The sequence below is a fragment of the Kitasatospora sp. NPDC032121 genome (assembly GCF_055580145.1).
Genome location: NZ_JBVILX010000002.1, coordinates 1 through 21,309, shown reverse-complemented (window position 1 = coordinate 21,309; position 21,309 = coordinate 1). Strand labels below are relative to the sequence as shown.

The 21,309-nt window shown below is 75.3% G+C and carries 13 protein-coding genes, 2 tRNA genes and 1 pseudogene; 6 read left to right on the top strand and 10 right to left on the bottom strand.

From position 1 onward, the window contains the following. The first annotated feature begins 105 nt into the window (after nucleotides 1–105). The gene (locus ACZ5OX_RS05870) at nucleotides 106–558 is read left to right on the top strand and encodes a GNAT family N-acetyltransferase (RefSeq protein WP_465628915.1); all 453 of its coding nucleotides are present in this window, start codon (nucleotides 106–108) and stop codon (nucleotides 556–558) included. Here the strand turns inward: ACZ5OX_RS05870 and ACZ5OX_RS05865 are convergent. The 8 genes from ACZ5OX_RS05865 to ACZ5OX_RS05830 form a co-directional block, all read right to left on the bottom strand. Beyond that, nucleotides 555–1,703 carry a hypothetical protein gene (locus ACZ5OX_RS05865; protein ID WP_465628914.1) on the bottom strand — a complete coding sequence of 383 codons (1,149 nt, stop codon included), beginning with the start codon at nucleotides 1,701–1,703 and terminating at the stop codon, nucleotides 555–557. The genes ACZ5OX_RS05870 and ACZ5OX_RS05865 overlap by 4 nt on opposite strands. A gap of 478 nt (nucleotides 1,704–2,181) precedes the next feature. Beyond that, nucleotides 2,182–2,970 carry a hypothetical protein gene (locus ACZ5OX_RS05860; RefSeq protein ID WP_465628913.1) on the bottom strand — a complete coding sequence of 263 codons (789 nt, stop codon included), beginning with the start codon at nucleotides 2,968–2,970 and terminating at the stop codon, nucleotides 2,182–2,184. 196 nt (nucleotides 2,971–3,166) lie between these two features. Further along, nucleotides 3,167–3,240, bottom strand: a tRNA-Met gene (locus tag ACZ5OX_RS05855). Nucleotides 3,241–3,290: 50 nt separating this feature from the next. After that, a complete protein-coding gene (locus ACZ5OX_RS05850; protein ID WP_465628912.1) occupies nucleotides 3,291–4,379 on the bottom strand; it encodes a PrsW family intramembrane metalloprotease in 1,089 nt (362 codons plus the stop codon). A gap of 355 nt (nucleotides 4,380–4,734) precedes the next feature. Further along, nucleotides 4,735–5,565 (bottom strand): tRNA (guanosine(46)-N7)-methyltransferase TrmB, encoded by an 831-nt coding sequence (gene trmB / locus ACZ5OX_RS05845; protein WP_465628911.1) that lies wholly within the window; start codon nucleotides 5,563–5,565, stop codon nucleotides 4,735–4,737. A gap of 209 nt (nucleotides 5,566–5,774) precedes the next feature. After that, nucleotides 5,775–7,352, bottom strand: a complete 1,578-nt coding sequence (locus ACZ5OX_RS05840; RefSeq protein ID WP_465628910.1) for a TROVE domain-containing protein — start codon at nucleotides 7,350–7,352, stop codon at nucleotides 5,775–5,777. Between the two features lie 425 nt (nucleotides 7,353–7,777). Next, nucleotides 7,778–7,841, bottom strand: a tRNA-OTHER gene (locus ACZ5OX_RS05835). Nucleotides 7,842–7,980: 139 nt separating this feature from the next. Continuing rightward, nucleotides 7,981–9,408 carry an MFS transporter gene (locus tag ACZ5OX_RS05830; RefSeq protein ID WP_402415666.1) on the bottom strand — a complete coding sequence of 476 codons (1,428 nt, stop codon included), beginning with the start codon at nucleotides 9,406–9,408 and terminating at the stop codon, nucleotides 7,981–7,983. 828 nt (nucleotides 9,409–10,236) lie between these two features. Here ACZ5OX_RS05830 and ACZ5OX_RS05825 point away from each other — a divergent pair. The 3 genes from ACZ5OX_RS05825 to ACZ5OX_RS05815 all read left to right on the top strand — a co-directional run bounded on the left by ACZ5OX_RS05825 (nucleotide 10,237) and on the right by ACZ5OX_RS05815 (nucleotide 13,857). After that, the gene (locus ACZ5OX_RS05825) at nucleotides 10,237–12,390 is read left to right on the top strand and encodes an asparagine synthase-related protein (RefSeq protein ID WP_465628909.1); all 2,154 of its coding nucleotides are present in this window, start codon (nucleotides 10,237–10,239) and stop codon (nucleotides 12,388–12,390) included. A 153-nt stretch (nucleotides 12,391–12,543) separates the two neighbouring features. After that, nucleotides 12,544–13,065, top strand: coding sequence for a universal stress protein (locus ACZ5OX_RS05820; protein ID WP_465628908.1), 522 nt, complete (start codon nucleotides 12,544–12,546; stop codon nucleotides 13,063–13,065). A gap of 87 nt (nucleotides 13,066–13,152) precedes the next feature. After that, nucleotides 13,153–13,857: a DsbA family oxidoreductase gene (locus tag ACZ5OX_RS05815; protein ID WP_465628907.1), complete on the top strand. Its 705-nt coding sequence runs from the start codon at nucleotides 13,153–13,155 to the stop codon at nucleotides 13,855–13,857. A gap of 106 nt (nucleotides 13,858–13,963) precedes the next feature. On the opposite strand, the gene ACZ5OX_RS05810 is transcribed toward ACZ5OX_RS05815, so the two are convergent. Then, entirely contained in the window at nucleotides 13,964–16,228 is a 2,265-nt protein-coding gene (locus ACZ5OX_RS05810; protein ID WP_465628906.1) for a sigma-70 family RNA polymerase sigma factor, read from the bottom strand. A 338-nt stretch (nucleotides 16,229–16,566) separates the two neighbouring features. Then, nucleotides 16,567–17,457 (bottom strand): TetR/AcrR family transcriptional regulator, encoded by an 891-nt coding sequence (locus ACZ5OX_RS05805; RefSeq protein WP_465628905.1) that lies wholly within the window; start codon nucleotides 17,455–17,457, stop codon nucleotides 16,567–16,569. Nucleotides 17,458–17,998: 541 nt separating this feature from the next. On the opposite strand from ACZ5OX_RS05805, the gene ACZ5OX_RS05800 reads away from it, so the two are divergent. Together ACZ5OX_RS05800 and ACZ5OX_RS05795 are read left to right on the top strand one after the other, a co-directional pair. Next, complete coding sequence (locus ACZ5OX_RS05800; RefSeq protein WP_465629597.1) at nucleotides 17,999–19,384, top strand: NAD(P)/FAD-dependent oxidoreductase; 1,386 nt, start codon at nucleotides 17,999–18,001, stop codon at nucleotides 19,382–19,384. A gap of 170 nt (nucleotides 19,385–19,554) precedes the next feature. Continuing rightward, nucleotides 19,555–20,841, top strand: a pseudogene (locus tag ACZ5OX_RS05795) (SpoIIE family protein phosphatase); the annotation flags it as partial. Nucleotides 20,842–21,309: the final 468 nt, after the last annotated feature.

Genomic DNA, 21,309 nt, shown 5'->3' with positions numbered 1-21,309 from the left:
TCCGGGTGGCCGCCGCCGGCATTCCCGCCGTCCCACCGCGCCGGGCGGCCCGACGACCAGGTTATGTAATAGTCATTAGTGCGGAGCACCCCTATACTCGCCCGCATGACCGAGACGACGATCCGGCGGGCCGACGAGACCGACGCCGACCGGCTCACCGACCTGATCCAGGCTTCCTCCGCCTACCACGGCGAGTACGCGCCGATGGTCGACGGCTACCGGGTGACACCCGAGTACATCGCCGGCCACGAGGTGTTCCTCGCCACCGACCCGGCCACCGACCGGCTGCTCGGCTTCTACGGGCTGATCCGCGAACCAGCCGAACTTGACCTGATGTTCGTCGCCGACGAGGCCCAGGGGCGCGGCACCGGCCGCGAACTGATCACCCACATGCTGGAACAGGCCCGCGGGGCCGGGGTCACCAGCGTGCGCGTGGTCTCCCACCCGCGCGCCGAGCGCTTCTACCTGCGGGTGGGCGCCGAACGCGTCGGCACCTTCCCCGCGCGCGGGAGGATCACCTGGGACCGGCCCGAACTGCGCTTCACCGTCGGCTCCTAGGAGGCGGCCTCGGCGGACGGCCCGCCCGGCCGGTCCGGCACCGCCGGTACGGCCTGCGCGGCCGGCGGCGCCGACCGCTGCTCCGGCAGGACGGCCGCCGCCGGGAGCCGGGAGAGGATCTTCTCCGCCAGCCAGCTGCGGTCCGACCCGTAAGGAATGCCCCGCGGGTCGACCAGCTGCCGCGCCACCGCGTCCCGCAGCCGCTGCGCCCCGGCGGCGGGCAGCCGGGACAGCAGCCCCCGGGCGGCCAGCAGCGCGTGGTACTGCTCGAAGTCGGAGCGCGGGCGCTCGATCGCGTCCAGCACGCTCGGCAGGTCCGCCAGCGCCGGATCGCCCTGCATCAGCGCGAGCGCCTGGATCCGCCGGCCCTCGGAGCCGTCCGCGAAGAGGGCCCGCACCTGCTCGGCGGTCAGCGCCGAGCGCCGCGCGGTCGAGCGGACCTCCGCCACCACGCCCTCCGGCCCGGCCGGCGTGCCGGAGGAGGGCGGCAGCTGCCCGGCCAGCGCGGCCGGGCGCTCCGTGGTGCCGCCCAGCAGCCCGAGCTGCTGCATCGCGCGGACCCGCAGGTCGTCCGCGCCCACCTTGTCGCCGTGCCGGTCGCGGTCCTGCCCGGCGAGGAAGAGGTCCAGCGCCTGGTCGGTCTCGGTCAGCGCCTGGGGAAGCGCCAGCCGGGTCACCAGCCAGCCGGCCAGGAAGCCGAAGACCAGGAAGTACAGCACCAGCGCCGCCGCGAACGGCACCGCCGCCTCGCCCCCGCCGAGCACGGGCGCCAGCGCCGTACCGAGGTCGTGCAGCCGCTCGCCGAGCGAGCCGAGCTGGGTCAGCCCGACGCCCAGCAGAACCTTGGTCAGCCAGTCCGAGACCTGCTCCAGATTGGTGTTCGGCGCGTACGAGCCCGGCGGTTCCTCGGAGCCGGCGCCGCCGCGCACCCGGGGCACCCCGAACAGGAAGCCCAGCCCGCCGCCCAGCACCACCGAGGCCCCGACCACCACCAGCCCGCCGCCGAGCGCCTGCCAGAGGTGCTCCCGGCCGAGCGCGAACAGCAGCAGCCCGACCAGCCCCGTCCCGGCCAGTGCCCCGGCGGCGCCCCACCGCGCCGTCCGCAGCACGGTCGCCCCGCCGCCCAGCCGTCGCGCCTTCGCCATCCCCTACCCCCTGTGTCCGCGCCGCTCCGCCCCGGAATCCGGGCCGACTCTAGCGCCGCGGCGCCGCAGCCGCGGCCACGCCCCGGGGGCCTCCCGGCCACATCCCGGGCAGCCCCGCCGGCCACGCCCCGGGCCGACCCCGGACACGCCGCGGGGAGCCTCCGGAACCGATGCCGGAAGCTCCCCGGGAACGCAGACGGCCCGCGGGCTGCTCCTCCGCGCCGGCCCGTGCACTGGCCAGGCGCCGAGGCACCGGGGATGTACCGGTGAGCCCGCGGGCCGGGTGACTGCTTGGATTTCGCCTGCCGGAGGCCGAGGGCCTCACCCTGCGCAGGCAGGGGCGGCTCTAGCGAGCAGCCACCTCACGCATCCTGGTGTAACTCAACTCAGGATCACCTCCCTTCAGTGTGCTGCCAGCGTAGGCAGCACCCCGGTCGGAGGGCAACGGATTTATTTCGCGGGTTGCCGCGGCCGTCGCTCAGGCGCTCTTGAGCTGGTCCTTGAACTTGGTGAAGTCGACCGTGTTGTCGGGCGACGGGACCTGGATGGTCAGCGGCTTGTCGAAGTCGCTGAAGTCCATCTTGCCGTTGCCGTCCTCGCCGCCGGAGTGCTCGACCCGCACCGGGTAGGGCTTGCCCTCGGTGGCGATCTGCATGGTCGAGACCCCGCCCTTGGGGTCGGTGGACTTCAGGCTGAAGGTCTTCACGCCGTTGACCTCGCCGGCGGAGCCCTTCTCGGCCTTCTCGTTGGCGCTCTTGTCCTCGGTGATCTTCTTGCTGAACTCGGCCAGGTTGCAGACGCTGGTGAGGGAGCCCATCGACGGGTCGTTCTCGAAGCCGGTCAGGTAGCGGCCCTTGAACAGCTCGGCGGCCTTGGCGCCGTTCGGGCCGCCCACGTTGGTCCAGAAGGCGGTGTCCGGCTTGACGTAGGAGGTCTTGCCGTCGCTGATGATCTCGAACTTGCCCATGCCCGGCATCGCCATGGTGCCGGTGCACTGGCTCTTGTTGTCCAGCGACAGGTTCATCTCCATCTTTCCCTCGCCGGCGTCGATGGTGCCGGCCATCTTGAGGGAGGTCGCGGAGGCCAGGGCGTCCTTGGCCTGCTTCATGATGTCCTGGGCGCTGAGCTTGTCGGTGTCGAGCTTCTTCGAGGCGCCCGCCTTGGCGTCCCCGCCCTTCCCGTCGCTCTTCTCACTACCGCACGCGGCGGTGCCGGCGGCCAGGACGAGGCAGAGCGCGGCGGTGCTGACCAGTCGCTTCGACAGCATGAGGTGATTCCTGTCCGGGGCGGCCCGAACAGCCCGCCCCAAATGTGATGAATTTTTCATCAGTATGGTTCAGGCCTCCGACAGCGGATCATGGGATCGGCCGCTGTTACAGCTTCGTGGCAGGACCGTGTTCTGCCCGTACCCGGAAACGCGGAAGGCCCGGAGGAAGAATCCTCCGGGCCTTCCGGCTACTGAGTAGCGGGGACAGGATTTGAACCTGCGACCTCTGGGTTATGAGCCCAGCGAGCTACCGAGCTGCTCCACCCCGCGTCGGTGAACACAACAATACGGGGAAGTCGCCGAGATGGGAAATCGGTTCCTCAGGACACCCCGGTGCCCGGCACCCGGCCGGGCACCGGATGCCGGGCCGTACGGCATCTCGCCCAGGCCGCGAAGCAGACCAGCGCGGCGAAGCAGGGCACCATCAGGGCCCCGTACACCACCAGGAAGCCGTCCGTACCGAGGTCGGCGGCGGCGTTCCAGGTGCCGTGCAGCGCCATCGCCAGCAGCAGCCCGGCCGGCGCCGCCAACCGCGCCAGCCAGCGCCGCGCGGTCGTGAGGGCGACGGCCAGGCCGATACCGGTGAGCGCGGTGAACAGCGGGTGCGCGAAGGGGGAGAGCAGGGCGCGCAGCACGAAGGTCTGCACGGTGCTGTCGAAGTCGCGCAGGCTGGGCGGGTCGCCGAGGCCGATGCTGTCCAGCCGCTGGCGCTGGTCGCTGGTGAAGGCCCGGCCCAGGTAGAGGGCGTTCTCGGTGAAGGCGAAGCCGCAGGCGGCCATCCCGCCGAGCACCATCCCGGCGGCCAGGGTCCGCGGCCGGGAGCGGTGGTGCGGCGCGCCGGAGGGCGGGGCCGGGCGCAGGTAGGGCAGCGGCCGCAGGTACGGGCGCAGCCGCAGCCGGCCGCGGGCGTGCGGTCCGACCGGGTGGCGCGGGTACGGGCGCGGGCTCCGGGGCGCGGGCGACCGGCGCAGCAGCGGCGCGCAGGGGCGCCCGGTGTGGCGGCCGCGGCAGCGCAGCCGCTGGCCGAGCGGGAGCAGGAGCACCAGGAGGGCGGTGGCCTTGGCGGTCTCCTCGATCACCGGGGTGGCGATCCCGGCGCCGAGCAGCTCCCCGAACGGGCCCCGGTGCCGGGTCAGGTAGCTCGCCGTCCAGTTGTTGGCGAGGATCGCGACGGTGGTGGCCGCGCAGGCGCCCCAGCCGAGGCAGAACACGGTGTGCCGCAGTGGCACCCGGGCGGTGAGGTTGAGCCAGGCCAGGCCGCCGAGGACGAACGGCAGCGGCACCATCGCCAGGCCCAGGCCGACCAGCAGGCCGACCGTGCCGGTCTGCCGCTGGACCAGGTGGAGGATCAGTACCCCGCAGCCGATCAGGGTCAGCACGGTGGTCGCGGTGACGGAGGAGAGCGCCATCGAGCGGCCGCGGCCCGGCGGGGCCCCGGCCGGCTTATGGCGCCGTTCCCCCGGGCCGACGGCCGGGACCGGTCCGGCGGCGGCACCCGGCCGGGACAGCAGGCGGTGGGCCCGGCGCCTCCGGGGCCCCGGGATGGTCCGGGTGCCGCCGGTGCTCGGGACCGTCTCCGGTGCGTCGGCGGCGGCGCTGACCGTCGTCCGGCCGTTCGTCCGGAACCCGCCGCCGGACGGGCTGCCCATGCGGCACAGGGTAGGCCACGGTGGCGGCCCGTCGGGAGGAATCGGGCCGGGCCGGCCGTCCCCGGCCGGCCCGAACGGCCGCCGCGCGGGCGCCTGTTCGAACGGCGCCGGTGGGTCAGCGGCGGCGGAACAGCAGGTCGTGGACGACGTGGCCCTTGGCGATCCCGGCCCGTTCGAACTTGGTGACCGGACGCCAGTCCGGCCGCGGGGCGTAGCCGGGGATGCTGCCGTCCGGGTGGTCCGCGGGCTCCAGCCAGCCGGTCCCGTCACCCTCGGGGTGCAGGTTCTCCAGCTCCGGGGAGTCGGACAGCACGGCCAGCATCTGCTCGGCGTACGGCTCCCAGTCGGTGGCGCAGTGCACCAGGGCGCCCGGGGCGAGCCGGGGCAGCACCAGGTCGAGGAAGGCGGGCTGGACCAGCCGGCGCTTGTGGTGCTTGGGCTTGGGCCACGGGTCGGCGAAGTAGACCCGCAGACCGGCCAGCGAGGCGTCCGGGAGCATGTCGCGCAGCAGGATCACCGCGTCGCCGGCGGCCGTCCGGACGTTCCGGGAACCGTCGCGCTCCAGCAGGCCGAGCAGGTTGCCGTGGCCGGGGGTGTGCACGTCGGCGGCGAGGATGCCCATGTCCGGGGCGGCGGCGGCCATCGCGGCGGTGGTCTCGCCCATGCCGAAGCCGATCTCCAGGGTCACCGGCAGGCCGCCGAACAGCTCCGGCAGGTCCAGCGGGGTGCCGTCGATGGGTATGCCGTACGTCTCCCAGCTCCGGTCCAGGGCGCTCGCCTGGGCGTTGGTCATCCGGCCCCGGCGCGGCTGGAAGCTGCGGATGCGACGCTCGCGGTGCTGGGCCTCGGTGGCCTTGTGCGGGTACATCGGCGCGGGGTAGGCGGCCGGCGCGGCGGACAGCCGGGCGGACGGCGAGGGCTGGGGGATCGGGGCGGTGGCAGTCACAATCACCCGAGTCTACGGGGCTGTCGGGGCGCTCAGGCGGGGCCTGTGACCGGGCTCATCCGCCCGACCGCCGGGGCCGGCCGCCGCTTCCCGTCGCCGGGGTCGGCCGCTACTTCCCGCCGTCCGGTCCGGCCGCCGCCGCTCCGGCCTCGGGAGAGAGGGGGGAGCCGTCCCCTTCGGTGGCTCCCTCCCCTCTCCCCGTCGTTCCGCTACTCCTCCCAGGGCCAGCGGGCGTTCGCCCCGGCCTCCAGGAGGGGGATCAGCCGGAAGGCCGCGTCGCTCAGGCCGCCGAAGGTGTGCCGGTGGGCGCCGCCGCTGGGGCCGTGGCCGGTGGCGTAGCCGGCCAGGTTCCAGGTGTAGACGGGCACGTGGGCCGGGACGGCGGCGAGCGGGTCGCCGCCCCAGTGGTTCGGGCCGGTCTGCTCGTCGGTGACGATCACCACCCGGTCGTGGCCGCGGTAGTGGGTGCGGACGGCGTCGGCGGTGTTGGTGCCGCCGAGGTCGGAGAAACGGTCCAGCACCCGCAGCACCGCCTCGCCCCGGCCCACCTCGACCACCCGGCTGGTGGTGCCGAACTCGACCAGGTCCGCCCCGGCGGCCCGGACCTTCAGCGCGGTGCCGAAGATCGCCGCCGAGTCGGCCCGGTTGAGCTCGGTCGGCCCGCCGGAGCGGTCGAACATCGATCCGGAGCGGTCCACCAGGACCAGCGTCCGGCCGGGCAGTTCGGGCACGTTGGCCAGCGAGTGGCCGAGCGCGGTCTCCAGCGCGTGCCCCCAGCGCAGTGAGGTCACGTTGCGGTGCGCGGCCAGGTAGCGGAACGGGAACTGGCGCGAGCGCCGCACCTCGCCCCCGTCGGAGATCCGCCGGGCCACCTCGACCGCGACGGCGTCCGAGATCCCGGCCCGGTCGAAGTTGCGCAGGTTCCGCACCAGCGCCATCGGTCCCATGGAGGGGATGACCGCCTCCCAGACCGCGGCGTCCAGCGGCCCCTGCAGCCAACCCGCCAGCGCCTCCCAGGTCAGCCCGGCGGCGGCCAGCCGCTCGGCGCCGCCCTCGGCGGTCACCGCCGCCCGGCGTTCCTCGACGGGCAGCGCGAGCAGCGCCCGGTTGGCGGTCAGCATCCGGTCGGCGGCCGGCGGGACGGCCTCCTCCGGCCGGTGGCGGCGGTCCAGCGCGTACGCGAACAGGGCGCCCTGCCACTCCTTCCCGGGGGCCGGCGAGGGGTGGGTCAGCTCGATCACGTCGCCGAAGCGGTAGCCCTTGCCCGCGGTGTCGTACTTGAGCAGCGAGCGGGCGTCGTACAGGTGCCGGACGGCGTCGGCGACGCCGCGCTTGAGCGGCTTGGGCAGCGCACGGCCGTAGCGCGAGGTCCAGTAGGCGAGCAGCTCGCCGGGCTCGTCGGCGCGCCGCAGCACCGCTGCGACGGCCTGCCGGGAGTGGCCGTGGGCGCCCGCGTCCAGCCGGGCCCGGGTGAACTCGGCGGCGCCGACCAGGGCGGCGGTGCGCATCTGGGCGCCGTGGCGCAGCCAGCGCAGCAGCCCGAGGGTCCACTCCGGCTCGGCGACGGCGAGTTCGCGCACCAGCGCGGTGTAGCGGTCGTCGCGTTCGCCGCCGCGCTCGTGGAAGGTGTCCTGGCCGACCATGTTGGCCACCGCGAGCAGGAAGAGCTCGGACTTGCGGTCCCGGACGAATCCGGTGCCGCCGTTGTGGTTGACGGTGCGCCGGCCGGTGGTGGCCACCGGCGAGCTCGGACTCGCCTTGGTCCTGCGGAAGTTGAACCTGGACATGCGGCAGCCCCCTCGGCCTGCTGGTGTCAGTGGGAGGGAGGCATGCCGCGGCCAGGGGTGCCCGAGATCGTGCCGGCCGCGGGCGGCCGACGTCGGCGGAGGTGTATGCCTTGTGCTCTGTCCGATTGAGCCAGCGGCCGCGCTCGCGCACGGCACGCCCGGGACTCGAACCCGGAACCGCAAGATCCGAAGTAACCCCCGCCTGCGCACCGGGCACTCCGGGGCGCGTTGCCTCCCGAGATCAAGGATGGCGGCGGTGTTTCGCGGGCTCGAACCGCGGCGTCCTACGGACGCCTCACCAAGAAGTAACCGCTGCCGTCGCACCGGGAGGTGCGGAATCTGTTCACGTGTAGGTGTCCAGAGATCGAAGGCGGCTGAGGTGACGAAGCTGCTCTGGCCGACTGAGCTACACCGGCACGGAGCACCGATGACGGGATTCGAACCCGCGACCTGCCCATTTGGAGTGGAAGTAACCTCTGCCTGCGCACCTGGACGGGAGAAACCCTAGCCAGGCCCCTCCCGCCGCCGCACTCCATTTACCGTCGGGATCCACCGCCGGGCCCGGATCGTGGCCCCGGGCCCGGGCCCGGGCGCGGTCACCGGGCCCGCAGCCGGGCGCGTACGCCGCTCACGCCGGAGCGACGATCACCGCCCGGGCCCGCTCGGTCAACTCCCGTACCCGGCGTTCACCCTGGAAGGGCTCCAGCCGCCGCAGCATCTCCACCACGTACTCCCGGCTGCGCTGCGAGGAGATCCGGCCGGCCACCTCGACGGCGCGTTCGCCGGCGGCGACCGCGGCGTCCAGGTTGCCCGCCTCCGCCTCGGCCATCGCCGAGACCACCAGCCGCAGGCCGTGCGAGCGGACGAAGCCCTCGGTGGGTGTGGCCAGCGCCTCGCGGGTGAACTGCCGGACCTTGGAGGGCACTCCGAGGTCGCGGAAGCACTCGGCGGCGTCGGCGGCGAGCCGGTCGTAGGCGTAGAAGTCGATCCACGCCGGATCGGGGTCCCCGGCGCGTGCCCGTTCGAGGGCGCTCTCCGCCGCGCCGAGCGCCGTCGCACACGCCGCCGCGTTGCGTGCCTTGGCCTGGGCCCTGGCCTCCACCAGGTGGAAGAAGCTCATGGTGCGGGCGGTGGCCAGGCCCCGGTTGCGCTCCAGCGCGGCCTGGGCGAGGTCCACCGCCTCCTCGGCGAAACCCCGGTAGCCCGCCTGGAGGCTCATCGAGGCCAGCACGTAGCCGCCGAGCGGCACGTCGGCGGCGGCCCGGGCGAGCCGCAGCGCCTGGATGTAGTAGCGCTGGGCGGCCTCGTGCTGCCCGGTGTCGAAGGCCATCCAGCCGGCCAGTCTGGTCAGTTCGGCGGTCGCGCCGAACAGCGCCCGGCCGACGGCGTCGCTGTACGAGGCGAGCAGCAGCGGCGCCGCCTCCACCCGCAGGCACTCCGGCACCATCGACGAACGCCAGTCCCCGCCGCCGTACTTGGAGTCCCAACGGCGGGCCTCCTGGGCGGCCTCGCGGAGCTTGGCGGCGTCCGAGTGGCCGACCCGGTAGGAGGAGGTGTCGGTGGGGGAGCGCGGGACCTCGCGGGCCACCGAGCCGTCCGCCGGGTTGATCAGCCAGCGGGAGACGGGGGTCGCGTAGGCGGCGACCGAGAAGGTGCCGGCCAGGCTGTCGCTCCAGCGGCCGCCGCCGGGGCCCCGGCGCAGGTCGAGGTCGACCCGCCACAGGTCGGTCGCGGAGCGGACCGCGTCGGCGACCTCGCGCGGGAAGGCCAGGCCGAGTTCGGGCGCCGGGTCGGTGTCGCCCAGGCCGATCTCCTCCAGCGGGACGGGCCGGCCGAGCTTGCCGCCGATCGCGGTGGCGATCAGGTGTGGGACGGGCCCCTGCGGCACCATGCCCTTGCTGACCCAGCGGGCCACCGAGGTCTTGTCGTACCGCAGGGTCAACCCGCGTTGGGCGCCGAGGTCGTTGACCCTGCGGGCCAGCCCGGCGTTGCTGATCTGGGCGAGGGTCAGGAGCGTGCCGAGCCGTTCGTTCGGTCCACGTGGGCTGACGGTCATGGTGGCGGCTGCACCTCCTGCGGCCTTGTGCGCGGGGCCCGGGCGGCACCGGGTCGTAGCTGCAGTACCTAGCGTAGTCGGACGCGTTCCGACGGTTAAGAGGTCGCATTCCGGATGGCGGGATCGCGCACTCGGCGGTGCAGCACCGGAGTTGGTCCGGACCACTCGGATCCGGCCGACCGCGCGGCGCTCCGGAGCCTCGTGCTCCGGTCCCGTGTTCACGTGCGCCCGGCCGTGCTCCCTGGCCCGACCGGCAGGTCGGCGATTCGCTGGTGGTCGTGGGTCGGCCTGCCGTCGAGGACCCGGCGGGCCGGGGGAAGCCGCCGCCTCAATCCCCGCGGGTGGCGGTGAAGTCCGGGAGGGCATGCGGATGCCCTCCCGGGCCGGGCGACACCTTTCGGCCATCTCGCGATGCCCATGTCAAAGGTGTTCGCGGGTGGTTCCGGGCCGGGGAGGGGGAGGCCCGGCCCGCCCGCCCCCGGGAATGACGGACGGATCGAACTCGCCTCCGGCGCGCGGAACTTGTCCACCCGGAGCGGTCGAGGAGGCGCGGGAGCCCCCGGCCCGGAGCGGTCCGGCGGGCGCGACCGGGAGCCCACCCCCGTCCGCCGTCGCGGCCGTGGCGGCCGTCGAACGGCCGGTTCGGACGGAAACGGAACCCGGAACACCGACCACGGCGGCGCCCCGCGGTGGCACGATGTCTCCTGACGGCGCGTCGAGCTGCGGGGGCACGCCGGGACGCGCGCGGGCCGGTCCGGCACCCCACCCGGCCGCCCGGCGGCGGCGAACGCGTCGAACGGATGCAGGTCCTCGTCCGGTGGAGGCGCGATGCGGTGGCTGACGGGCTGGTGCACGGGCGCGCCGAGCGCGGGCACCCCGGCGCACGAGACGCTGGGCAAGGTCGAGCCGATCGCCGCGCGCCCCCTGTGGGCCGGGCCCGACCCGCTCTGGGCCGTCGGCGACTGGCGTCCCGGGGAGATCCGCCTGGTCACCCTCCGCCCCGGCGCCCCCGCCGTGGTCAGCACCGGCCCCACCGCCCCCGACCAGGCCGAGGACACCCCCGCCACCTCCCGGCTCGCCGTCCTCGGCCACTGCGGCGCCACCGACGCCGAACTCGCCGCCGGCCTCGCCGCCGCCCGCGGCGGCGCCGTCCGCCACCTGACCGCCTGGCCCGGCAGCTACACCGTCGTGCTGCGCTCCGGCACCCGCTCCACCCTGCTGCTCACCGACCTCGCCGGCGCCCGGCCCGTCTTCCACACCCCGTGGGCCGGCGGCACCGCGTACGCCACCGCCGCCCTGCCGCTCGCCGACCTGGTCGGTGCCCCGCTGGACACCGGCCACCTGGCCGCCCGGCTCGCCTGCCCCGAGTCCCCCGAGGCGCTCGGCACCGGCACCCCGTACCTGGGCGTCCAGCGGGTGCCGCCCGGCCACGTGCTCGGCATCCGCGGCGGCCGCCCGTACCTGTCCGGCTACGACGACCCGGCCGGCGCCGAGCAGCCGCGCGACGAGGCGCCCGCCGTCCGCGAACTCACCCGCGCCCTGCTGGAGTCCGTCCGCTCCCGGGTCCGCACCACCACCCCGGCCCTCGATCCGGCCGGGCGGGCCCGGCTCGGCGTCGACCTCTCGTACGGGACGGCCTCCGCGACCGTCGCGCTGCTCGCCGCCGCCGTCCCGCTGCCGCCGGCGCCGACGGCCGCCGCGTCCACGGCGTCCGTCCTGGCGGCCAGGGCCGCCACCGCCGGGGCCAGGAGCGGCGCGGTCAAGGGCTCCTGGGCCCGCGCCACCGCCCGGGAACCCGCCGCCCCCGAGCAGTTGGCCGCCGTCACCCTCGGCGAGACCGAGCCCCCGGCCGGCCTCGCGCTCGCCCCCGACACCCCGCGGCTGCGGCACACCGTGCTCGACCCCGGCCCGGACACCCTCCCGTACGCCGGGCTGGACGCCGACCCGCGGTCCGGCCGGCTCACCGACGAGCCGGGGCCCGAACTCGTCGCCGCCGCCCGGGCCGAGGCCCGCTTCGACGCCGGCGGCACCGACCACCTCACCGGCTACGGCGCCCGCCAGGTCCTGGACGGGCACCCGGCCCGGCTCGCCGACCTGATCCGGGCCGGCCGGCCACGCGAACTCCTGCCCCCGGTCGTCGCGCTGGCCGGCGCCGACCGGGCGGCCGCGGGCGTCCTCACCGGCACGCTGCGCACCCCGCTCACCGTGCTCAGGGCCGCCCACCGGCTCTCCCGGGCCCGCTACGCGGAGGCGCTGGACGAGGCGGCCGCCAGGCTGACCGCCCGCCACGTCCCGGACGGCGACGGCACGGCGGGGGCCCGCTCGGCTGTCGACCTCGCCTGGTGCGTGCCCGGCCCGGCCGCCCGCTGGCTCTCCGACGAGGCGCTCTCCTCGGTCGCGCTGCGGCTGCGCCTGGCGGCGCGCAGACCGGCGCCCGAGGAACACCCCGGCGCGCACCGGGCCCGGCACGCCCTCTACCGGCAGGCGCGCTCCTTCCGCACCCTCGTGCACGCCGCCGAACAGCCCGGCCAGCGGCTGCACGCGCCCTTCCTCGACAACCAGGTGGTGCGCGCCGCCCGGCTGCTGCCCGACGACGTCCGCCTCCAACCCGGCGCCCGGCACGCCCTCCTGCACGCCGTCCTCACCGGCGCCGGCCGCACCGACCTGCCCCCCGACTGGGGCCGGAGCCCCCGCCCCGACCGCACCGCCCCCACCCGCGCCGGCCTGCGCCTCGCCGCCGACGGACTCGCCGAACTCTTCGACGCCCCGCTGCTCGCCGAAGCCGGCCTGATCGACCTCCCCGCCGTCCGGGCCGACCTCGCCCGCTCCGCCGACCCCGCCACCCCGCTCTCCCCGGCCGCCCTCGCCGGCCTCGCGGACCTCGTCTCCACCGAGCTGTGGCTGCGCCGCGTCCGCGCCCGCCGCCACGGCGCCTGCTGGACCGGCCTGCCCACCCCCCGCCAACCCGCGCTCACGTCCTGACACCACCAGCTGCTCCAGCCGGCCCCCGGCCTGCCGCCTGCGGGCCCCGGCCCTCCCGTACGTCGGCCCCGGTCTGCGGCGCGGTTGCCGGGCCCGGGTGGACGGGGCGGTGATGATGGCGGGGGTGTGGGTCCGGGGCGAGGAGGACGTGCGGTGGCCGGTGGGAGCGCGGGGCGGGAGGTGCCGGTCGTGCTGTCGGTGCTGGGGCGTCCGCCGTCGGGGCGGCCGCCGGGGGTGTTGGCGGCGTGTGACGGGTCGGACGGGTCGCTGTGGGCGCTGGACCGGGCGATGACGGAGGCCGAGCTGTTCGGGCTGCCGCTGTACGTGCTCGCCGTGGTCAACCCGGCGCCGGCCGGCTACCCGCCGGGCATGGCGGAGCTGGTGCAGGAGAGCGTGGAGACGCTGGTCGAGAGCATGGCGGACGGGCTGCGCCGCTCGGTGGCCGCCGTGCAGCACCAGCGCCCCGCGCCGTACGCGGGGGAGCTGTCGCTGCACGTGGTGCTGGGCAACGTGATCGAGGTGCTGCTGGAGGCGGCGACCCGGCAGCACACGCTGGTGGTCGGCACCCGGGGCAACGGCGGCTTCGCCCGGCTGCTGATGGGCTCGGTGAGTTCGGCGGTCGTGCACCACGCGGCCTGCCCGGTGCTGGTGGTCCCGGCGCCGCCCGCGGCCTGATCGGCGGGGTGCCGGGAATGTACCGAGATGGTTCATCGTTCACCCATCTTGTCCACCCCTGACAAGACGCCCCCTGGAGCCCCCCGCATGAAGGTCGAGATCTGGTCCGACATCGCCTGTCCCTGGTGCTACATCGGCAAGCGCCGTTTCGAGCAGGCCCTGGCGGACTTCCCGGGCCGGGAGCAGGTCGAGGTCGTCTACCGTCCGTACCAGCTGGTCCCGGACGCCCCCGAGACCGCGAGCCCGCACCGCGCCTGGCTGGCCGAGCGCTACGGCCCGCAGTCGGTGGCGATGGACGCGCGGGTGGCCGAGCTGGGCCTCGCCGAGGGCATCACGTACGACTTCGACGCCGCGCTGCACGCCAACACCTTCCTGGGCCACCGCCTGCTGCACCTCGCCGAGGTCGAGTACGGCCCGGCCGTCCAGGGCCGGCTGAAGGAGGCGCTGCTGAAGGCGCACTTCACCGACGGCGTCGACGTCGGTGACCGCGCCGCGCTGACCGACGTCGCCGTCGCGGCCGGCCTGGACCGCGACCGGGTGGCCGCCTACCTGGCGGGCGACGAGGGCACCGCCGAGGTCGACGCCCAGCTGGCCGAGGGCCGGGAGCTGGGCATCAGCGCCGTGCCGACCTTCGTCTTCGAGGGCAAGTGGGCCGTCCAGGGCGGCCAGGACGCGGCGACCTTCCGCAAGGTGCTGGAGCAGGTCGCCGCCGAGATCGGCGAGCGCCGCCCCGCCCCGGTGCAGGTCGCCCCGGCCGGGGAGGCCTGCGCGGACGGCTCCTGCGCCATCTGACGGTCGACGCCGCCCGACGGTCACCGTCGCCCCGAGGCCCGAGGCCCGTTCCAGGACGCCCTGGAGCGGGCCTCGGGTCATGACCGCCCGGACCGCGTCCGGGCGGTCACGAGCACCGGAAGCGGGCCTGGGCCCAGTCCGCGACGTTCAGCGCCGACCAGATCCCGTTCACCGGCGTGACCGTCAGCTTGACCGACTTCTGCCCGGCCAGCGGCACGTGCACCGGCACCGCGTCGTCGCCGACGGCCAGCGCGCGGGAGCGCCACAGGGTGCTGCCGTCGGAACCCTGGACGGTGAAGACGACCCGGCCCGGCGAGAGCGTCGCGTCGTCCACCCCGGCCACCGCGTCGAAGGACGTGCAGGTGCGGTTGAGGTCGATCACGGTGCTCGCCGGGGCGTGCACGGTGATCGCGTGCGGGTGGTGGTCGCCGCCGATCCAGCCGCCGTCACGCTGCCAGAAGTTGTCGCTGCCCTTCTGCCGGATGCTCGGCTCGGGGGGTGGCACCCGGTTGTTGCCGGGCTTCAGTACGGGCAGCGAGTCGCCCCAGAAGTCGCTGAGCACCGGCGGCACCGGCGGGCTGACGGTCGGGGTCGGCAGCGGCGGCAGGGTCGGCGTCGGGATGACCGGCACGTCGGGCGTGGGCAGTGGCGGCAGGGTCGGCACGGTGACGACCGGGGGGGTGAAGCTCGGCGTCGGCGGTTTCGGGCCGCCGGGTGCGGGCGTTCCGGGCTGCGGGGCCTGGTCGGTGGCGGCCGGCGGAACCGGCGTGGACTTGGTGGTCGGCTTGGCCGCGGGGCTCGCCGCGGGCTCTTCCGGGGCCGCGGCGGCGGCGCTGGACGCCGGGGCCGGGGCCGGAGCCGCCGTGGGTGGGGGCGCGGGCGAGGCCGCGGGCGCCCCGGGTGCGGCGGCGGCCGGCGCGCTGGGGGCCGGGGGAGCGGCCGCCGGGGGCTTCGGTTCGGGCGAGCCGGTGAACGCGTAGGCGGCGACGGCGGCCGCGGCCACCGCGATGGCGGCGACGATCCCGGCCTTGGCCGCGGTGCCCAGGCCCTCGCCGACCGCGGCGGCACCGGCCCCGCCGGAGGCCGCCCCGGTCGAGCCGGCGGCAGCCGTACCGGCGGCCGCACCGGCCGCCGCCCCCGAGGACGCGGAGGCCGCGGCGGCCGTCCCGGCCGCTGCCGCACCGCCGACGGCGGCGGCACCGCCCACGGCGGCCGCGGCGGCGCCGAACCCGCCGACGCCGATCCAGACGAGCACCCCGCCGGGCAGCAGGGCGCGCAGCCCGGTGTTGATCTCGGTCAGTTCGAGGCATGCCGCCGTGCAGCGGTCGCACTCCTGGAGGTGCCGGCCGACCTCCGCCGAGGCCCGCTTGCGCAGCGAGCCGCGCGCGTACGCCCCGAGCCGGTTGGCGTACGCCTCGCATGCCCGGTCCTGGCTGCCCGAGACGTGCGCCTGGAGGAACGCGGCGGCGAGCCGGTCCCGGGCCCGGTGGGCCTGGACGGCGGTGGCGTTGGCGGTCTTGCCGAGCATCACCGCGACGGTCTTGGGGGATTCCCGCTCGACCTCGGTGTGCCAGAGCACCACCCGGTCGTCCTCGGGCAGTTCGGCGTAGGCCTGCATGACCATCCGCTGGTCGGCCATCGCCATCGCCCAGGCGTCGGCGCCCGGGTCGGCGAGGTCGACGTCGACCACGGCGGCCGAGGTCTGCGCGAACACGGCGAAGTCGTCGACGAGTTGCTCGCGCCGCTCGCTGCGGTGCCAGGCGGCGGCGACGTTGCGCACGGCGGTCAGCAGGTACGCGCGGACGGCGAACTCGGGGCCCTTGCCCGCCCGCAGTGCCTGCAGGGTGCGGGCGAACACCTCACCCGCGAGGTCCTCGGCGGTGAAGCTGTCCCGGCAGCAGGTGCGCGCGTAGCGGCGCACCGAGTCGGCGTGCCGGCGGTAGATCTCCTCGTACGCGGCGTCGTCGCCGGCCCGCACCCGGGCGGTCAACTCGGCGTCGGAGGCCGGACGCTCGCCGTCCACCGGATCGGCGGGGGCGGGCACGGTCGGCCGGGCGGTCCGGCCGTCGCCGGTGAACGGTTCCCCGACGAACGCCTCGGGGGAGACGCCGCCGCGGCCCGCCGGGGCCTGCCCGGGCACCCGGCCCGGGGGCAGCGCGGCGGCGGAGGCGGAGAGCGTCTCGCGGCTGGGCATCCCGGCCTGGTCGGGGACGTGCCCGGCGGCCGTACCCGGTGCGGAGCCCGGCACTTGGGCCGCCCCGCCGGCCTTGCCGAGACTGCAGGGGCCCGTGACGGACCCCTCGGCGCCGTCACCGGAGAGGCCTCCGAAGTCGAGCCCGTACCCGTAGTCGTTCTGTTCCTCGGCGCTCACAACGGACCCCAGATTCCACGACAGCCCCCGTAGTGTGGCAGGGCGCGCGGGCGTGCGCGGGCGCACGGTTCCCCGGCGTACGGCGCCGACGGCGCGCGAACGGCGCGCATCGGGACATTGGCTCCAACCACGGGCAAAGGATGGCATAGCGCAGGGGCGGGCGGTAGCCGGAGCGACCGCCTTCCACCCCTCCGAGGGGCCGTCGCGGGAGTGTTCGCCCAGCGTGCGGCGGTGGGGTGTGCGACTCCCGCACCCGGCGCGCGCACCCGGGCCGCGCGCCGGTCCTTCCTCCAACTCCCGTGCCCGCCGGGCGTGGCGGACCGGCCGACCGGCGGGCGTCAGCGCTCCCGCAGGCCGTCCAGCAGGATCTGCAGCAGCCGGTCCGAGGGCCCGGCCGCCTGTTGACCGTCCGTCTGCGAAGAAATCGGCGAGAAACCGCCGGCCGCCGGCGCGGAGAGCGACGGACGGACCGCGTGCACCGGCACCGAGGCGGTCAGCACCAGCACCACGTCCGACACCGTGACGCCCGGCCGCAGTTCGCCCGCGGCACCGGCCCGCGCCACCAGGGCGGCCAGCAGCTGGAGGAGCAGCCGGGGGTCGGCGTCGGCCGCCGACGGCTCGACCACCCCGCCGGAGCGGGCCTCCTCGCCCCGCAGGTCGAAGCGGACCGCCGCGGGCTGTTCCGCCGTCCGCTGCTCGGGCACCCGGCCCAGCTCCTCCGCGTAACGGAACGCCTCCGGCGGCAGCAGCCGCCCGGCACCGCTGCTCACCGCGCGGGCCAGGTAGCCGGCCAGCGCGTCCCAGGCGCCGTCACCGCCGTACAGCGACTCCCGCGCCTGCGCGGTCAGCCACGCCACCTCCTCGGCGGCGATCCGCTGGACCAGCACCTCCTTGCTCGGGAAGCGCCGGTAGACGGTGCCGACCCCGACCCCGGCCCGGCGCGCGACCTCCTCCATCGGCGCGCCGTAGCCGAACTCGCCGAACACCTCGCGGGCCGCCCGCAGCACGCTCTCCAGGTTCCGCCGGGCGTCCACCCGCAGCCTGGCCCCGGGCACCGCCGCGGCGGCCGCCGCCGACTCGGCCCGGTACGGGACGGCCGCCTGGACCATGCCGACCTGCGCGAGCCCGCTCTGCGGCGGCAGCTCCACCGGGCCGCGTTGCTCGGGAACCATGCCCGGCCCGGTCTGCGGTGCGACCGCCCGCCCCAACACCTGCTCCTGATCCATCATCCCAACTCTCCCCCGCAGGCGTCCGAAACCGGACCCTGTCGTCGCCCGCCCCTGCACCCCCCGGTGCAGCTCAGCCCGTCAGAAATGACCCGATGACCCATTGCTCGTGCCGCCCGTCCCGATCCGGTGACCACGGTTCGTGCCGCCGTGCCGGGTCCACGTCCGGCTCGGCGCGTCGGCACCGTCCGGGGCCCTGTCCGGGAACTACCCTTCCCCGGATGACCGGCCCCCAGTCGGGTTTACACGCCAACGCTGGAACTGGCCGTAGTGGCCGCTCCACGGTGCGTCGCCGCCGATTGTCATGGCGACGGCCGCCCCGGTACACAATCCGACCATAGTTCACCAGTCTCCGAGGCCGAAAGTGCGTCAGAAAGTCGCCCAGTAGGCACAACTGGCCACGGTGGTCACTCGTGTCGCAACCAGCCCCGTACGGACTGTGGACAAGACCGCCTCCGCCGGTCCTTCATAGGGGCGTGATGGGGGGACACACCCGGCCGCGGGGCGGCCGGGGACGAAACGTCGCATCGGCAGGAGGCGCACCATCAGGATCCTGATCGCCGGCGGCGGCTGCGCCGGAACGGCCGCCGCACTCCACCTCCAGCGCGCCCTGCGGGAACGGCTGCGGCGCGGCGAGGTGGAGATCACCGTCGTCGAGCCCCAGGCCTACTTCACCTACCACCCCCTGCTGGCCGAGGTGGCGGCCGGCTCGATCGACCCGAGACACGTGGTCGTGCCGCTGCGCCGGGTCCTGCCGGACTGCCGGGTGCTCACCGCCCGGATCACCCGGATCGAACACGCCGCCCGGCGCGCCCTCGCCGACGCCGCCGGCCCCGGCGAACCCCCCGCCCCGGTCGAACTGCCCTACGACATCCTCGTGGTGGCACCCGGCTCGGTCTCCCGCACGGCTCCGGCGCCCGGACTCGCCGAACACGGCCTCGGCTTCTCCACCGTCGGCGAGGCGGTGGGCCTGCGCAACCACGTCCTGGAGCAGCTCGACCTGGCCTCCGCCACCCGCGACCCGGCGCTGCGCCAGTCCGCGCTCACCTTCGTCTTCGTCGGCGCCGGCTACGCGGGTGTCGGCGCGCTCGCCGAACTGGAGGACATGGCCCGCACCGCCGTGCGCGGCTACCACAACGTCGGCGCCGAGGACCTGCGCTGGGTCCTGGTCGAGGCGACCGGCCGGATCCTCGCCGGGGAGTCGCCCGAACTCGCCGAACACACCCTGGGCGAACTGCGCGAGCGGGGCGTCGACATCCGGCTGCGCACCACCCTGGAGTCCGCCGCCGACCGGGTCGTGGCGCTCTCCGACGGCAGCCGCTTCGGCGCCCGCACCCTGGTCTGGACGGCGGGCGTTCGGCCGTCCCCGCTGTTGCGCGAGACCGACCTGCCGCTGGACACCCTCGGCCGGGTGCGGTGCCTGGCGACCCTGCAGGCCGTCGGACCGGACGGACGCGCCCTGCCCGGGGTCTGGGCGGCCGGCGACTGCGCCGCCGTACCCGACCCGAACGCGGACGGCGCCCCCTGCGCCCCCAACGCCCAGCACGCCTTCGCCCAGGCCGAGTTGCTCGCCCGCAACGTCGTGGTGGCGCTGGACGGCGGGCCGCACGACCCCCGCCTGGCCGACTACCGGCCGGGCCCCGCCGCCTGCTCGACCTCGCTCGGCCCGCGCCGGGCCGTCGCGCACACCCGGCGGGGCGGCACGCTCACCGGCCGCCGGGCCTGGTGGCTGCACCGGGCCCGGCACCTGAGGCGGCTGCCGAGCGCCGAACGCCGGGTGCGGGTGCTGATGGACTGGGTACTCGGCGGGGTGTTCTCCCGCGAGGTGGTCTCGCTGGGCGCGACGGAGCACCCGCGTTCGGCCTTCGAGGGAGGGTTCGACCCGAAGCCCGGGAGGCGGTCCGACGCCGGCCCGGATGCTCCCCGGTGAACGCGCCCGCCGACCCGGCCCGGCAGTCGTCCGGACGGCCACGCCGGGCGTGCGACTTCCGGAACCGGGCCTCCGCCTGACAGGATCAGCCCGACCTGGTCATTACCCCTTGTGGTGCTGCGCACACAAAAAGTGATGATATGCCTGGAAAACGAGGAAGCGGCCGTCGTTTGAACCTCATGCGCTGGAGCGCCCGGCTCGCCGGAGTCCCCTGGCGTGCCCTCCCGCCCACCGGGACCGGCACCGAGGACGGTGCGCCCTGCCCCGACGGCGTCGTCGTGCCCAGCCCCCGAGACCCGACCGGTCCCGCCGCCACCGCCGAGCTCCTCGACCCGCACAAGCCGCAGAACCTGCGCGAGGTCCTCAACCGCATCCCCGCCCCGGTCGCCGTCACCTACGGCCCGCTCCACCAGCTCGGCTACGCCAACCGCGCGTACCGCGAACTCTTCGGCGAACGCCCCACCGGCCTGCCGGCGGCGGAGGCGCTCCCCGAACTCGCCACCATGGGCGTCCTGCCCCTGATGGACCAGGTCATCCGGGGCGGCCGCCCGCGCAGCGTCAAGGCCCGCTGCATCCTCGGCCTCACCGGCAACCGCTACTACAACGTCTCCTGCGTCCCGCTCGGCGCCGGGGAGAACGGCGACCCCCCCGTGGAGGGGCAACCCGCCGGAGTGCTGATCTTCGCCGCCGAGGTCACCGACCAGGTCCTCGCCGCCGCCCGCCTGCGCGAAGCCGAACGCCGCCAGCGCGAGGCCGCCGTCACCCTCCAGCGCAGCCTGCTCCCGCAGAAGCTCGACCAGCCGGCCGGCCTGCGGGTCGCCGCCACCTACCAACCGGGCGGCGCCGAGGCCGCGGTCGGCGGCGACTGGTACGACGTCATCGCCATCGACGGCGGGCGCACGGCCCTCGTCATCGGCGACGTCATGGGCCGCGGCCTGCGCGCCGCCGCCGTCATGGGCCAGCTGCGCACCGCCGTCCGCGCCTACGCCCGCCTCGACCTGCCCCCGCACGAGGTGATGCGCCTGCTCGACGGCCTCGCCATGGAGATCGACGCCAACCAGATCGCCACCTGCACCTACGCCGTCTGGGACCCGCAGCGCCGCACCCTCTCCTACGCCTCCGCCGGACACCTGCCCGTCCTGCTGCGCTGCCCCGACGGCACCATCCTGCGCAGCGAGGAACAGAACGGCCCGCCGCTCGGCACCGGCGGCGGCCTGCACGTCTCCCACACCCTGCGCCTGCTCCCCGGCACGACCGGCGTCCTCTATACCGACGGACTGGTCGAACGCCGCGACGAGGACATCGACCAGGGCCTCGACCTCCTGGCCCGCACCCTGACCGGAGCGATCGGCGCCCCCGAGGTGGTCTGCGCCAGGCTGCTGCGGGCGATGGGCGTGACCTCCGAGCACGACGACGACGTCGCCGTCCTGGCCTTCCAGCTGCCGGCGGAAGAGGGAGCCGGAAATCCGCTTGCGCCACTTGACCCGGAGAGTCCAGAGGTCTAGTGTTCTTCGAGCTGCCTGGCAGGGAGCACCGGACACGCATCGGCGCGGACGGTCCCGGGGCGGCCAATCCTCTGAAACACCACTTCCCAGGTTCGGGCTGGGTCGCGTCGGCATTTCCGCGTCGCGGCTGAGCGCTTATTTGGCGTGCTCGTTTTATCGGGTTGCGGCCGGATTCGCTTTTCGGAGCGGAGATCGGCTAGAGTTTGAAACGTCGGACAGGGCGTCAAGCCCCGGAAGACACCGGCGAGTTGGATGACGAAGCCCCGGAAACGGAGCGGAAAACATCTGATAAGCTGGAAACACGAAAGAACGAAGCCCGGAGGGTCCGCTGGAAGGCGGTCCGAAGGAAGCGTCCGTTCCTTGAGAACTCAACAGCGTGCCAAAAGTCAACGCCAGATATGTTGACATCCCCGGCCTCAG